Origin of the sequence: Pseudomonas sp. W17 (genome assembly GCF_040268305.1) — a bacterium.
GTDB classification, from domain to species: Bacteria; Pseudomonadota; Gammaproteobacteria; order Pseudomonadales; family Pseudomonadaceae; genus Aquipseudomonas; species Aquipseudomonas protegens.
Window position 1 is genome coordinate 7,080,804 of record NZ_CP158490.1, and the last position, 13,119, is coordinate 7,093,922.

Below are 13,119 nucleotides of genomic sequence, written 5' to 3' on the forward strand. Positions count from 1 at the left end.
ATGAGGGTAGACCATCCTAGAAAATAGCAGGCTATCGATTTGATAGTGGTTTTCTATGATTCGCTGCGCATCACCAGGCCATCTTCGACCCACTGTTTCAACCAGGTAACCGCCTGCAGCGGGGCCCCCTCGGCATAAGTGACGGCCAGCCCGGCGCAGAGTTCCGCAAAATTCCACCGTTGCTCGATCATGCCCCGCAGTGCTGTGGCCTCTTCGGCTGGCAGGCTGCGATAACGGCAGACCCGGTCCGCTCGCCAGACCAGGCACAGCTGCTGCTGATCGAGTAAAGCACTGCGGGGGAAATCCGCCTGCTCCTTGACCGCTCGCCATTGGGCCACGCTGTTGTAGCGGCAGTCGAGCCATTGCACACAGGGCGCCAGGCGCAGTTGCAGCTGCGGCCATTGCTCGACATCCAGCCCGGCCATGGCCGCCACCGTCAGCACCTGGGCTTCGGCTGCGTCGAAGGCCAGGGTGAAGGCCCACTCCAGACGCGCCAGTTCCGCCAGGGGTGCGCCCTGCTCCAGCACCAGATGGCCCTGGATGAATTTGGCAAAGCCCTGCCCCAGCCAGCGCAGGCTGAAATGCCGGGACGGGCACTGGCGAATATAGGCCTGCGTCAGGGCCTGGAATTCTGCATCCCCCAACCAGTGCCGGATGGCCGGGAAGTCGCTGCCCATGACCTCCTGCAACCGGGCCATGTAGGCGTTGTGATAGATCGCCAGGCCGGTCTCGACATCCAGGGTCGGGCCACCGACCAGGCTGTCTTGCAGGACGGCGCAAGCCTGGGCCTGTTCGCCCAACAGATAGGCTTCAAAAGCCAGTTGCCAGTCGTTCAGGCGCATTTCTGCCTCCCGGCCAGGGTCTGTTGCCCGAGATCTCGGGCCTTGTGCAGTTCGCTGAGCAGCTCTTCCAGGGGCGGAAAATGATCGTCGCGCTCCAGCAAGGTGGCCACCGGCCCCAGGTGTTCAAGGGTACGTTGATACAGCGCCCACACGGGATCGCAGACCGGGTGGTCGTGGGTGTCGATCACGTAGTCGCCATAATCCTGATGCCCGGCCAGATGCAGTTGCCGCACGCGCTGCGCCGGCAGCGCCTGGATGAAGTGCCAGGGATCGAAACCATGGTTGCGCGAACTGACGTAGACGTTGTTCACATCCAGCAGCAGTTCGCAGCCGCTGAGCTGGCTCAAGGCGGCGAGAAATTCCCACTCGCTGAACTCGTCGGCCGCCGCCCGCACATAACTGGAGACATTCTCCAGCACCAGGGGGCGCTCCAGAATGTCCTGCACCTGACGCACTCGCCCAGCCACGTAGTGCAGGCTCTCCTCGGTGTAGGGCAGCGGCAGCAGGTCGTGCAGTTGATGGGCGTTGCCCCGGCTCCAGCACAGGTGATCGGAGATCCACGCCGGGTTTACCCGGATGGCCAGTTGCCTGAGCCGCAGCAGGTAATCCCGGTCCAGGGCATGGGGGCCGCCGATGGACAGCGACACCCCGTGCATCACGATGGGGTAGCGCTCGGCGATCGCATCCAGGTAATACAGCGCCTTGCCGCCCTGCACCATGAAGTTCTCGGACACCACTTCAAACCAGTCGACGTCCGGCGCCTCGTCGAGAATCTGCTGGTAGTAGGCACTGCGCAAACCCAGGCCATAGCCCAGGCTGGAAGAAAATTCAGACATCGCCAACTCCTTGCCAAGTGGCCGCAGTGGTTGCCAACCCCACTGCGGCAGCACTCGAACGCCGCTTACTCGCCGACTTTGCCGCCCGCTTTGTCACACGCGGCCTGGGTCATGGCCTTGAAGCCCTGGCCTTTGCAGGCGCCCATGCCCTTGCAGGCGTGATCCTTGGTCTTGCAGTCGTTCTGCCCTTTGCAGGCGTTAACGCCGTAGCAGTGCACCTGGGCATCGGCAGCAGACGCTTGAGTCACGACACCGGCAAACAGAGTGGCGGCAGCAAAAGCCAGGGCAGCGCCGGCGGCGGTTTTCTTCATGTTCATTTTTGTTTCCTCAATAGTCGCAGGGGATCGGCGGGTGCTTGTGCAATCCCGTCATAGCACTAGAGAGAGGAAGCATCCCGGCGTTACAGCCGGGATGAAAAAAACTGCGCGGCGGCGTCTACAGCTTCAACAGCGGCTCTTGGAAACGCAGCAGGCGACCGGCATTGCCCAGCACCAGCAAGGTGCTCAGGTTGTGCAGCACCGCAGCGATCATCGCCCCCGCCGCCCCCAGCCAGCCGAACGCGGCAAAGGCGACGATGGCCAGGGTCCAGCCCAGGCCGATGATCACGTTGACCTGCAAGGTCCGCCGGCATTCACGGCTCAGGCGCACGCAGGTGCCCAGGCGTCGCAGGTCGCTGCCGATCAGCACCACATCCGCCGAAGCCAGGGCGATGTCCGCACCACCGGCGCCCATGGCCACCCCCACCACCCCGGCCTTGAGAGCCAGGGAGTCGTTGATGCCGTCGCCGACCACCATCGGCCGAAAGCCCTTGTCGATCTCCTCCAGTACCCGCTCAAGCTTGTCTTGCGGCAGGGCCTGGGCCTCGACGTCGGCGATTCCCACTTCCAGCGCCAGGCTGTCGGCCACACTCTGGCGGTCACCGGTGAGCAGCAACTGCCGGCCCAACCCCAGTTCGCGCAACTCACCCAGGGCATGCCGGGCCTCGGGTTTGACGCTGTCGGCCAGCAACAGCCAACCGAGAAATTCGCCATCAAGCGCCAAGCCGGCAATCGGCCCGTCGTGCCCCGGCACCGGGCTGGTGTCGATACCCAACTGGCGGAACAGCTCCGGGCGGCCAAGGGCCGCTTCGCCCTCCTCGGTACGGGCCACCACACCCAGGCCCTGGCGTTCATGAATGTCCCCCAGTGGCCATTGCTCTTCCTGGGGCACCAGCCCTGCCAGGGCCCGGCTGACCGGGTGGCTGCTGGCCGAGCCGAGGCTGGCGGCCAGAGTGAGCAGGCTTCGCTGGTCTTTCCGGGGGCTGTCGATGGCCTGCAAACGCAAGGTGCCGTACGTCAGGGTGCCGGTCTTGTCCACGACCAGGGATGTCAGGTCCGCCAGCTCCTCGAGAAAGGCCGAACTGCGAATCAGGATGCCGTGACGCGCGGCCACAGCGATTCCGGCAATAGCGGTGGCCGGCGCCGACAGCACCAACGCGCAGGGACAGGCCGCCACCAGCACCGCGAGCATGGCTTGGGCATCGTTGGTGATGAACCAGGTCACCGCCGCCAACAGCAACACCAGCACCATGTAACTGCCGGCATAGCGCTCCAGCAAACGGGTGATGGGCGGCTTGGCGCGCTCGGCGCTTTGCATCAGGGCAATCACCTTGCCCAAGGTCGACTCCTCGCCGGTACGGGTGACCTGCACACGCAACAGCCCATCGAGATTGATTGCGCCGCCAAATATCTGCATGCCCTGAACCGCTTCCAGGGGGACCGATTCGCCAGTGATCGGCGCGGTATCCAGGCTCGCCTGACCGGACACCACCACACCATCGGCGGGCACCCGATCGCCAGCGCGTACTTCCACCAGGTCGCCGGCCTTGAGGCTGGCGTTGTCCACTTCCACGACGCTGCCATCGGTCCGTACCTGCCGCGCCAGGCTGCGGGTCAAGCGGCCCAGGGCGTCGATGGCTTCCTGGGAGCCGATCACGCTGCGCTCTTCCAGTACGTGGCCGAAGATCATGATGATCGGCAACAGGGCCGCGGTCAGCAGGTCGCCAGTGGCCCAGGCGCCGAGCATCGCCAGGGCGATCAGTTGGTCGGTAATGCCGTGCAGGCTCGGGTAACGCAGGCTGAACCAGGCCGAGCGCATTACCGGCACCGCCACCAGCAGCGAGGCGACACCCAACAGCAACTGGCTGACGCCCACCTGCCCTGGGGCCAGCCAGCGCCAGACCAGGCCAAGGGCCAGAAGCCCCAGGGCGAGCATGGCCAGGGTCAGTTGGCGGGCGGCGCTGCGTTGCTCGGCCGAGGTCAGCATGCTGGCGGGGGGCGCGGCATGGGTGGTGGCAGTCATTGTTCGGCTCCCTGAATGATCAGGCGTGAATCGTCTTTGGGATTGACCGTGGTCACCGAACCGGCCTGCCCGAGAATCTTCGGCAGGCGTTCACGGTAGATACGCAGCAGCATTTCCGGGTCGGTGCCGTTGCGCTGCGCCTGGGCCAGGCTCTGCACCGTGGCAGTCTGGGCCCGGGCCAGGGCCAGCCGTTCGCTGGCCTGGGCATGGGCCACTTGCAGGCTGCGGTCCGCCTGCTGGTTGGCGCCCTGGGTCAGTTTTTCCGCTTCGGTGCGGGCGTTGGCGACCGCCTTGTCGGCTTGCTGGCTGGCAGTGAGCACCGCGTTGAAGGCGCTGACCGCCGGGCCGGGCAAGCTCGATTGCACATCCACCCGCGTTGCCTCGACGCCAATGCCCTGGCCGCTGGTGGCCAACTGCGCCAAGCGCTGGTTGATGCTTTGCAGCAGATCGCCCCGCAGCCGCTCACGACGCTCGGCGGCCTGGTTGTCGCTACCAATCAGTTCCGGGCGCGCTACCAGGATGGTGTCCAGGTCACGGGCGGCGGTCAGGGCCACGGCACTGCGGGTCACCAACCGATCCAGGGCCGGCAGCACGTGGTCAGCCTGGAGCACATAGGCGTAGGGATCGCTGACCTTGTAGAACACCCGCACGTCCAGCTGTACCACACCGGCATCGCCAGTCAGCAGGTAACCGGACCCGGCCAGGGTGTCGTTCAAAGGCGTGGCCAGGGTGGCAACCCGGTCCCCTTCCAGAGCCGCCTCGGAACGCAGCAAACCCTCCACCCGCCGCTCCAGTACCCGGTCGGCGGCGGGCAGCAGCACCACCTGCTCAAAAGGCTGGGGCCAGGCCAAGAGCAATCCGGCACTCTGCACCCTGTCCAATTTGCCAAAGTGCAAGACCATGGCCCGGTTCTGCGGGTCGATCTGCCGCACATTGGAGAAAGCCCAGGCCAGCGCTGCCAGTACCGTCACCCCGTACAAGGCGATGAATGCCAGACGCCCGGCCTGGATCCACGGGCTGCTCAACTCATTTGTTCCACGTGGAACCTTATTCATGGTTGCGAACCAGCGGCTTTGCCCGGCAGGTTTGGCGGGCCATCCACCAGCACCCGGAAAGGCGCCGCGTCGGTGCGCAGGATCAACTTGGTGCCCGGAGTCACCACAGTACCCAGGGTGTCCAGTGAGCGCAGCAGGTTGTACAGCTGCGGGGAACTGGCGTAGGCGCGGCCATAAATCTGCGCCGCTTCAACCCGGGATTGCGCCTCGATATCCGCGGCCTTCACCGTGGCATCGGCCTGGACGATCCGCGCATCGCGTTCAGCGCCAGAGCGGATTTGCGCCGCTTCGCGCTTGCCGACGGAGGTGCGTTCCGTGGCGATGGTTTCACGCTCGGCGCGCATGCGGTCCACGGTGGCGGTCAGGGTCACCGAGGGCAGGGTCAGGCGCTCCACTCCCACCTGCACCACTCGCACTCCATAAGTGGAAAGCAATTGCTGTTCGATCTGCTTGCGCAGTTGCGCTTCGAAATCAGCGATGCGCACCTGGCTGGCATCGGTGTTCACGAGGTTGGCCAGATCGAAGCTGCTAGCGGTGGTTTCCAGGGCCGAACCGACAAAGGTGCGGATCTGCCGCGCCGCTTCGTCCGGCTGGTTCTGCACCGCCCGCATGAAACGCTGCACATTGTCCGCGTCGCCCTGGACCCGCCAGGCCACGTAGGCCTGGACGATAATCCGCAAACCGTCGCGGGTACCCACATCCTGCAAGCCACTGGACGTGGTGCGCAGGCGCAGGTCCACCGGGATCGCCGCTTCAAAAGGTGCCGGCCAGCGCCAGTTCAGGCCCGGCTCCAGCAGCACCCGCGCCGGGTTGCCGAAGCGGGTGATCACCGTGGCTTCGCCGGAGCGCACTTGCACCAGGCTCGCCGCGGCCACGGCAAACAGCACCAGTAGCACGGCCCAGCCCATGCGCCGCCAGGGGAAAGGCCCGGCCTCGGCCGGCGCCCCATGATGATGGTGGTGATGCCCGTGATGGTGGTGATGGCCGTGCCCGTGGTCGTGGCCGGCGTGATCGTGGGAATGGGAGGACTGGCTCAATGGACGGCTCCTGGCTGAGCGGCTTTACGCGGCGCCGAAGGGTCGGCCGGCAAGGTGAACGTACGCAGGTCGAGGGTCGGCGCGCTGTCGCCCCCCAGACGATGATCAAGAATCAGCAGCTTGGCCTGGCTCAGGCCCTGGCTCAGCTGGCTCAGGTACTGCTCGAGAACGAAGGCCTGCCCCGCACTGGCGTAGGCTTTCTGTTCGGCGGCAAAGCGCAGGTCGGCAGCCTGGGCCGCCGCCTGCACTTCGCGCGCATCGGCCTGGGCCTGGTCGCGGGCCACGCTGGCTTGCAACTGCGCCTGGTTGGTCTGCTCGGCAGCCGCTCCACGTTCCCGGGAAATCAGCGCCTGGGCGCCAATCTGCGCCGCTTGCACACCGTGGTAGGCATTGGCCGCGCCAGCCGGTGGATGGATGGCCTCGACTACCGTGGCGAGAATCTCCACCCCGCTGTCGAGCCGGTCCAGATCGCCCTGCACGGCCCTGCCGATGTCATCGGCCAGCCCGGTGCGGTCCTGCCCCAACAGGCCATCGAGGGTGCGCGAGGCAAAGTCGTGCACCAGCACGCGGCTGGCGGTGCTGCGGATCAGCGTCGGCACATCGCTGCTGTTGTAAGTGGCGGCCAGCGCCGCAGCGTCGCCCAGGCCGATGCGGTAGACGAAGCGCACGTCCATGTTGACGATCTGAAAGCTCTGTTGCTGGGCATTGCCGCTGGCGATCACCTGGGATTTGTCATTCACGTGGCTGGCATCCCACAGGCGGTTGGCAATGGCGGGGGCCGGGCCTTCGGCGGGGGCCGGTTGAAGCGGCTGCGAGCTTTCGCCCACGCTGGTGGCCAGCTCATGGACCACGCCGTTTTCCACCGTCAGTACCCGCCCCAGGGGCCAGGGCAGGCCCAGATGCAGGCCCGGGCCAAAGACCTGTACCGGCTTGCCGAAACGCTCGTAAATACCGCGATTTTGCATGGAAAGTTCATGAACGCCGGTCAACAGCCAACCTACCGCCAACACCACCAGCAATACCGGTACAAAGGCCCGGCGCATATAGGCGAAGGCCCAGATCTGCCGCAGATCGATGCCAAAACGGTTGTGCAATTCATGCTGCAGGCTGAGTAGGGGTTGGGGCGGCCAACGCAGCATGTCGGCAACAAAACTGTGGGCCAGAAGCCGTGGCTCCAGCTGTTCGCGCTGTGGGCTGAACAGCGACAGCACCGTGCGCAACAACAACTCGCCGGCCACCCATGCCGGCAGCAGCCCCGTCAGCACCGCCAGCCGTACTGGCCACAAGGCCGTGTCGCTGCTGAACAACAGGCACAGGGCGCTCACCAGCAGACAGATAATCGCCACCCGCAGCAGCTGCGCCAGGGCGCCGGCTTCCGGCCATTCCCCTGGGTGCTCCTGGGCCAGTTGGCGCTCCAGCACCAGCAGGGCAAACGCCAGCAGCAGAGCCAGCACCGCCACCACGCTGGCACTCAGGCCCAGGGCGGTGGCGGGCAACGACAGGTTGAACACCTGCACCACGCTATACAGGATCAGCAGCGACCAGCCACCCAGCCACAGGGTAGGCGCGCCGATCTGCTGCAACAGGCGCCGCCCGCGCAGAGTCAGGGCAGCCGCCAGCCGGCCCTGTAGCTGCCGATCCTCCCCGGCCTCGGGCGTGACAACCGGCGCCGGGGTGATCACCTCTTCGCGCCAGCGGCTGACCCAGCACGCCGATTGCAGCCCGGCCACCACCACCAGCAAGGCACACGAAAGGTTCACCAGCAGTGCCGGCCAGATGGTCAGCGCCGCAAACAGATCGACAAACACCGCCGCCACCAGCCCCGGCACCGCCAGGCCCAGCAAAGCAGCGCCCCAGCGCTGCAAACGCGCCGCATGGGACGCCGCCTGCTGAAACCGTGGCAAGGCAGCCACCTCGCCACCTTGCGTCTCAAGATCGACTTGCATACCACCCCGCCGCTCTGGTCCGGCCCTGTGGATAAACCCACGGGCCCGAAGAAATTCGAAACAATTCGTTACTATATAACGAGCCGAGTGAAATTTTTGTCCCCCGCCATGCCTTTTCATCTATTGCGTACGTCGTAGACACAGAGACAGCTGTTTGCTCATGACAAAACTTCTGATGTCAGCCCCCTGGCATTTAAGGCAATAATCCAGCCCTGCTCACCGCGTGCGACAAGGAACCGTCCCATCATGCTCTCGATTTACCAGCTCAAACCGCGCTTTCAGAACCTGCTGCGGCCGTTGGTGCAGCGCCTGTACGACAACGGCACCACGGCCAACCAGATCACTGTCCTGGCCGCCGTCATCTCGGTCCTGGTCGGCACCGTCATCGCCCTGTTCCCCGGCCATGCCTGGCTGTTCGCCCTGATTCCCCTGTGGATGATCCTGCGCATGGCGCTCAATGCCATCGACGGCATGCTGGCTCGGGAATTCGGCCAGCAATCGCGCCTGGGGGCCTACCTCAACGAACTCTGCGACGTGGTCGCCGACAGCGCCCTGATCCTGCCTTTCGCCCTGTTGCCCGGGGCCAGCCTGCTGCTGGTGCTGGCCGTGACCCTGCTGGCGCTGTTCAGTGAATACGCCGGGGTGCTCGGGCCCATGGTCGGGGCCTCGCGGCGCTACGACGGGCCCATGGGCAAGAGCGACCGCGCCTTCATCCTCGGCGTGCTGGCCACCGGCATCGCCCTGGGCTGGCTCAGCGCCCTGTGGATAAACGGCGTGCTGGCACTGGTCGCCGCACTGCTGGTCTACACCCTGATCAATCGGGTCCGCCAGGGCCTCAAAGAAGTTCAGCACAATGCTCCCTCTGCATAAGGAAATGGCTATGCGCGACGCTCAACACCAGACGTTCCGAACCCATGACGGTGTCGAACTGTTCTACCGCCACTGGCCAGCCACTGAAGTGGCCCCTGGCGAACCGCGGCAAGCGGTGATGCTGTTCCACCGCGGTCACGAACACTCCGGGCGCATTGCCCACCTGGTGGAAGAGCTGAACCTGCCCCAGTTCGATTTCTTCGCCTGGGATGCCCGTGGCCATGGCCAGTCGCCGGGCGCCCGTGGCGACAGCCCGAGCTTCGCTACCAGCGTGCGCGACGTGCAGACCTTCTGTGATCACCTGGGCAGCGCTCATGGGATCGCCGAGGAAAACATCGCCGTGGTGGCCCAGAGCGTGGGCGCGGTGATCGCGTCCACCTGGGTCCACGACTACGCGCCGCGCATCCGCTCCCTGGTGCTGGCCTCGCCGGCGTTCAAGGTCAAGCTGTACGTGCCCTTCGCCCGGCCCGGCCTGGCCCTGATGCGGCGCTTTCGTGGCAACTTCTTCGTCAACAGCTACGTCAAGGCGCGCTTCCTGAGCCACGACCCGGAGCGGGTCCGCAGCTATGACAGCGACCCGCTGATCACCAAGGCGATCTCGGTGAATGTACTGCTGGGCCTGTATGAAGCGGCAGACCGGGTGGTAGCCGACGCCCAGGCGATCCAGGTGCCGACCCAGTTGCTGATCTCCGGCTCCGACTTCGTGGTGCATCGCAAGCCCCAGGAGCAGTTCTTCGAGCGCCTGGGCAGCCTGCACAAGGAAAAGCACATCCTCCCGGGCTTCTTCCACGACACCCTGGGGGAAAAGAACCGGGCGCCGGCCATGGCCAGCATCCGTCGCTTCATCCTGCAGAATTTCGAGCGCCCGCTGAACCGCCCTGCCCTGCTGGACGCCGACCGCCTGGGCGTTACCTGCGCCGAGTCCGAAGCCCTGGCCGCGCCGCTGCCGCACAATTCCCTGCGCGACCTGTACTGGCGCGCCACCCGCGCCAGCATGCGCCTGGGCAGCCAGCTGTCGGCGGGGGTCAAGCTGGGCTTCGACACCGGTTTCGACTCCGGCAGCACCCTGGACTACGTCTACCGCAACCGCCCCACCGGGCATTCCGCACTGGGCCGGATGATCGACCAGAACTACCTGAACTCCATCGGCTGGCGCGGCATCCGCCAGCGCAAGCTGCATGTGGAAGAACTGCTGCGCCTGGCCATGGAAAAACTCCGTGAGCAAAACAGCGAAGTGCGCATCGTCGATATCGCCGCCGGCCACGGCCGCTACATCCTCGAAGCCCTGCAAGGGGTCAGCCCGCTGCCGGAGTCGATCCTGCTGCGCGACTACAGCGATATCAACGTGCGCGACGGCAGTGCGCTGATCCAGGAGAAAGGCCTGGGGGACATCGCCCGCTTCGTCAAAGGCAACGCCTTCGACCGCGAGGACCTCGCAGCCCTGGACCCGAAACCCACCCTGGCGGTGGTCTCCGGGCTCTATGAGCTGTTCGCCGACAACCAGATGGTCGGCGGCTCCCTGGCGGGCCTGGCCAGTGCCGTGGAGCCCGGCGGCTACCTGGTGTACACCGGCCAGCCGTGGCACCCGCAGCTGGAACTGATCGCCCGCGCCCTGACCAGCCACCGCGAAGGCCAGGCCTGGGTCATGCGCCGCCGCACCCAGGCGGAGATGGACCAACTGGTGGAGGCCGCCGGCTTTCGCAAGGTCACCATGCGTGTGGATGAATGGGGGATTTTCAGCGTATCCCTGGCGCAACGGGTGCAATGATGGCCGCAGGCGCCTTGCCGGCCCGGGAGCCGGGCCTGCTGAAACCCGCGGTGCTCTGGCTGCTGTTGCTGGCACCGCTGTTCTTCAGCACCTACGGCTTCGCCACCTGGGTCACCGCCCAGCGCGACGACGTCGGCAGCATGGTCTTCGACTGGGAACGGCACATGCCGTTCTGGGCCTGGACCATCGTGCCCTACTGGTCCATCGACCTGCTCTACGGCTTCTCCCTGTTGTTGCCGCGCAGCCGTGACGAGCTCAAGCGCCACGCCCTGCGCCTGCTCACCGCCCAGGTGATCGCGGTCAGTTGCTTCCTGCTCTGGCCGCTGAGCTTTACCTTCTCCCGGCCGGAACTGGACGGGGTTTTCGGCTGGCTGTTCGCGGTGCTGGCCGGCTTCGACAAGCCCTTCAACCAGGCGCCGTCGCTGCACATCGCCCTGCTGGTGGTGCTCTGGGTCTGCTACGCACGGCATACCCAGGGCTTCTGGCGCTGGCTGGTGCATGGCTGGTTCGCGCTGATCGGGGTCTCGGTGCTGAGTACTTATCAACACCACTTCATCGATGTACCCACAGGCGCCCTGGCCGGCTGGCTGTGTGTCTGGCTATGGCCGCTGGACCGTCCCAGCCCATTGTTCAGTGCCCGTGCGGCCCAGGACCCGAAGCGCCGCCAGCTGGCCCTGCGCTATGGCCTGGGTGCGGCGCTGTTCGCCGGGGCAGCCTTTGCCTGGGGCGGCGCCGCGCTGTGGCTGATCTGGCCCGGCATGGCGCTGTTGCTGGTGGCCCTGAACTACGCCCTGCTGGGTGCCGAGGGTTTCCAGAAGCGCCAGGACGGCAGCCTCAGCCCCGCTGCACGCTGGTTGCTGGCGCCTTACCTGGCGGCGGCCTGGATCAACTCGCGGCTGTGGACAAGAAAACATCCACAGCCGGACCCGGTTGTGGATAACGTCTGGCTCGGGCGCCTGCCGACACCGGCCGAGCTCAAGGACAGCCCGTTCGACGCCGTGCTCGACCTGTGCGCCGAGCTGTCCCTGGACAGCCGCGGGCTGCGGGCCTACCAGAGCCTGCCGGTGCTGGACCTGTGCGCCCCCAGTGCCGAGCAGTGCCTGGCCGCCGCCCACGCCATCGAACGCCTGCGCCAGCAAGGGCCGCTGCTGGTGTGCTGCGCCCTGGGTTATTCGCGCAGCGCCACGGCGATTGCCGCCTGGCTGCTGCACAGCGGCCGCGCAGCCACGGTGGATGCCGCCATCGTGCAGATCCAGCGGGCCCGCCCACAGATCGTCCTGCACCCCGCCCACCGCCAGGCGCTGCAAGCCCTGAGCAGCGCCGGGAGAACAGCCCATGTCCACTGAAATGCAGCTCTACAGCGTGGCCAGCCTGCTGCGCCGGGGCCGCGCCCTGGATCAGTTATCCACAGGCCTGACCCTGCTCGGCGCGCTGTATGGCCTGGGCCAGTACCTGCTGACCAGCGTCACCCTGGGCGGGCTGCTGGTCAGCCTGGCCCTGGTGCTGCTGGGGCTTGTGGAAAAGTACCTGGCGCTGCGGGTAGCCTTCGACGCCGACCTGTTTCAACGCGTGGCCGACGCCCCAACTACCCTGGAACACAGTACCCAGGCCCTGGACCAGGCCCTGAGCGCCCTTGGCCTGCAACCCGCGCAGCGCGGCGGCCGGCCCTGGGACCAACGCAGCCGCGGGGCCCTGGGCCTGCTGCGCCGCCAGGCATTACTGCTGGCAGCACAAGTGCTGGTGATACTGAGCGTGATCCTGGTCAGCCCCTGGCTGACCTTTGCCGGATAAGGAATGCCCATGTTCGAACCCCTGGTCGCCAATCTCATCACCTCCGCCGCCCGCAGCATCACCGGCGCCCGCAGCCTGTGGCTGGGCTCGGCACCGCGCGCGGTGCAGCGGATCTACTTCGCCAACCACAGCAGCCACGGCGACTTCGTACTGCTCTGGGCCTCCCTGCCGCCGGCCCTGCGCAAACTGACGCGGCCCGTGGCCGGCGCCGACTACTGGCAGAAAAGCAACCTGCGCCGCTACATCATCAATCGGGTGTTCAACGGCGTGCTGATCGACCGCGAGCGCAAGGAGGCTGTGGATAACAACCCCCTGCAACCGATGATCGATGCCCTGGAGAACGGCGACTCGCTGATCATCTTCCCGGAAGGCACGCGCAACCCCGAAGAAGGCCTGCTGCCGTTCAAGAGCGGGATCTACCACCTGGCCAAACGTTATCCACAGGTTGAGGTAATTCCGGTGTGGATCGCCAACCTCAACCGGGTCATGCCCAAGGGCCGCTTCCTGCCCCTGCCGCTGCTGTGCACCACCAGTTTCGGCGCACCCCTGACCCTGGAAGAAGACGAAAGCAAGGAACACTTCCTCGAACGCAGCCGCGCCGCGCTGCTGGCCCTGGCCCCGGAGCACGCCTGAG

General features: G+C 66.0%; 12 protein-coding genes. 5 read left to right on the top strand and 7 right to left on the bottom strand.

What is annotated here, in order from left to right:
• Nucleotides 1-53: 53 nt before the first annotated feature.
• From ABCR88_RS32685 to ABCR88_RS32715, 7 genes are all read right to left on the bottom strand, one after another.
• Nucleotides 54-842, bottom strand: coding sequence for a DNA-binding domain-containing protein (locus ABCR88_RS32685; protein WP_350403917.1), 789 nt, complete (start codon nt 840-842; stop codon nt 54-56).
• Nucleotides 833-1,678 (bottom strand): DUF692 domain-containing protein, encoded by an 846-nt coding sequence (locus ABCR88_RS32690; RefSeq protein WP_350403918.1) that lies wholly within the window; start codon nt 1,676-1,678, stop codon nt 833-835. Before ABCR88_RS32690 ends, ABCR88_RS32685 begins: the two co-directional genes overlap by 10 nt.
• Nucleotides 1,679-1,743: 65 nt before the next feature.
• Nucleotides 1,744-1,995, bottom strand: coding sequence for a membrane protein (locus ABCR88_RS32695; RefSeq protein WP_011064355.1), 252 nt, complete (start codon nt 1,993-1,995; stop codon nt 1,744-1,746).
• A 118-nt stretch (nt 1,996-2,113) separates the two neighbouring features.
• The gene (locus tag ABCR88_RS32700) at nt 2,114-4,018 is read right to left on the bottom strand and encodes a cation-translocating P-type ATPase (RefSeq protein ID WP_350403919.1); all 1,905 of its coding nucleotides are present in this window, start codon (nt 4,016-4,018) and stop codon (nt 2,114-2,116) included.
• Nucleotides 4,015-5,073, bottom strand: coding sequence for a protease modulator HflK (locus ABCR88_RS32705; RefSeq protein WP_350403920.1), 1,059 nt, complete (start codon nt 5,071-5,073; stop codon nt 4,015-4,017). The genes ABCR88_RS32700 and ABCR88_RS32705 overlap by 4 nt, the downstream gene beginning before the upstream one ends.
• Complete coding sequence (locus tag ABCR88_RS32710) at nt 5,070-6,110, bottom strand: protease modulator HflC (protein ID WP_350403921.1); 1,041 nt, start codon at nt 6,108-6,110, stop codon at nt 5,070-5,072. The genes ABCR88_RS32705 and ABCR88_RS32710 overlap by 4 nt, the downstream gene beginning before the upstream one ends.
• Nucleotides 6,107-8,056: a protease modulator HflK gene (locus tag ABCR88_RS32715; protein ID WP_350403922.1), complete on the bottom strand. Its 1,950-nt coding sequence runs from the start codon at nt 8,054-8,056 to the stop codon at nt 6,107-6,109. Before ABCR88_RS32715 ends, ABCR88_RS32710 begins: the two co-directional genes overlap by 4 nt.
• Nucleotides 8,057-8,302: 246 nt before the next feature.
• Between ABCR88_RS32715 and ABCR88_RS32720 the strand changes: the two genes are divergently transcribed.
• From ABCR88_RS32720 to ABCR88_RS32740, 5 genes are read left to right on the top strand one after another with little or no spacing between them, the layout of a single operon-like run.
• Nucleotides 8,303-8,926, top strand: coding sequence for a CDP-alcohol phosphatidyltransferase family protein (locus ABCR88_RS32720; protein ID WP_011064360.1), 624 nt, complete (start codon nt 8,303-8,305; stop codon nt 8,924-8,926).
• Between the two features lie 10 nt (nt 8,927-8,936).
• On the top strand, nt 8,937-10,694 hold the full coding sequence (locus ABCR88_RS32725; RefSeq protein ID WP_011064361.1) for a bifunctional alpha/beta hydrolase/class I SAM-dependent methyltransferase: 1,758 nt from the start codon (nt 8,937-8,939) through the stop codon (nt 10,692-10,694).
• Nucleotides 10,694-12,040: a phosphatase PAP2/dual specificity phosphatase family protein gene (locus tag ABCR88_RS32730; protein ID WP_350403923.1), complete on the top strand. Its 1,347-nt coding sequence runs from the start codon at nt 10,694-10,696 to the stop codon at nt 12,038-12,040. Before ABCR88_RS32725 ends, ABCR88_RS32730 begins: the two co-directional genes overlap by 1 nt.
• The gene (locus tag ABCR88_RS32735) at nt 12,030-12,485 is read left to right on the top strand and encodes a hypothetical protein (protein WP_015637562.1); all 456 of its coding nucleotides are present in this window, start codon (nt 12,030-12,032) and stop codon (nt 12,483-12,485) included. Before ABCR88_RS32730 ends, ABCR88_RS32735 begins: the two co-directional genes overlap by 11 nt.
• Before the next feature lie 9 nt (nt 12,486-12,494).
• The gene (locus ABCR88_RS32740) at nt 12,495-13,118 is read left to right on the top strand and encodes a lysophospholipid acyltransferase family protein (RefSeq protein ID WP_041120493.1); all 624 of its coding nucleotides are present in this window, start codon (nt 12,495-12,497) and stop codon (nt 13,116-13,118) included.
• Nucleotide 13,119 lies beyond the last annotated feature (1 nt).

Excerpts from the sequence above, each read along its gene's own strand:
- ABCR88_RS32695 (WP_011064355.1), bottom strand. The coding sequence starts at position 1,995 with ATGAACATGAAGAAAACCGCCGCCGGCGCTGCCCTGGCTTTTGCTGCC.
- ABCR88_RS32705 (WP_350403920.1), bottom strand. The coding sequence starts at position 5,073 with ATGAATAAGGTTCCACGTGGAACAAATGAGTTGAGCAGCCCGTGGATC.
- ABCR88_RS32720 (WP_011064360.1), top strand. The coding sequence starts at position 8,303 with ATGCTCTCGATTTACCAGCTCAAACCGCGCTTTCAGAACCTGCTGCGG.
- ABCR88_RS32735 (WP_015637562.1), top strand. The coding sequence starts at position 12,030 with ATGTCCACTGAAATGCAGCTCTACAGCGTGGCCAGCCTGCTGCGCCGG.
- ABCR88_RS32725 (WP_011064361.1), top strand. The coding sequence starts at position 8,937 with ATGCGCGACGCTCAACACCAGACGTTCCGAACCCATGACGGTGTCGAA.
- ABCR88_RS32715 (WP_350403922.1), bottom strand. The coding sequence starts at position 8,056 with ATGCAAGTCGATCTTGAGACGCAAGGTGGCGAGGTGGCTGCCTTGCCA.
- ABCR88_RS32685 (WP_350403917.1), bottom strand. The coding sequence starts at position 842 with ATGCGCCTGAACGACTGGCAACTGGCTTTTGAAGCCTATCTGTTGGGC.
- ABCR88_RS32700 (WP_350403919.1), bottom strand. The coding sequence starts at position 4,018 with ATGACTGCCACCACCCATGCCGCGCCCCCCGCCAGCATGCTGACCTCG.
- ABCR88_RS32730 (WP_350403923.1), top strand. The coding sequence starts at position 10,694 with ATGGCCGCAGGCGCCTTGCCGGCCCGGGAGCCGGGCCTGCTGAAACCC.
- ABCR88_RS32740 (WP_041120493.1), top strand. The coding sequence starts at position 12,495 with ATGTTCGAACCCCTGGTCGCCAATCTCATCACCTCCGCCGCCCGCAGC.
- ABCR88_RS32690 (WP_350403918.1), bottom strand. The coding sequence starts at position 1,678 with ATGTCTGAATTTTCTTCCAGCCTGGGCTATGGCCTGGGTTTGCGCAGT.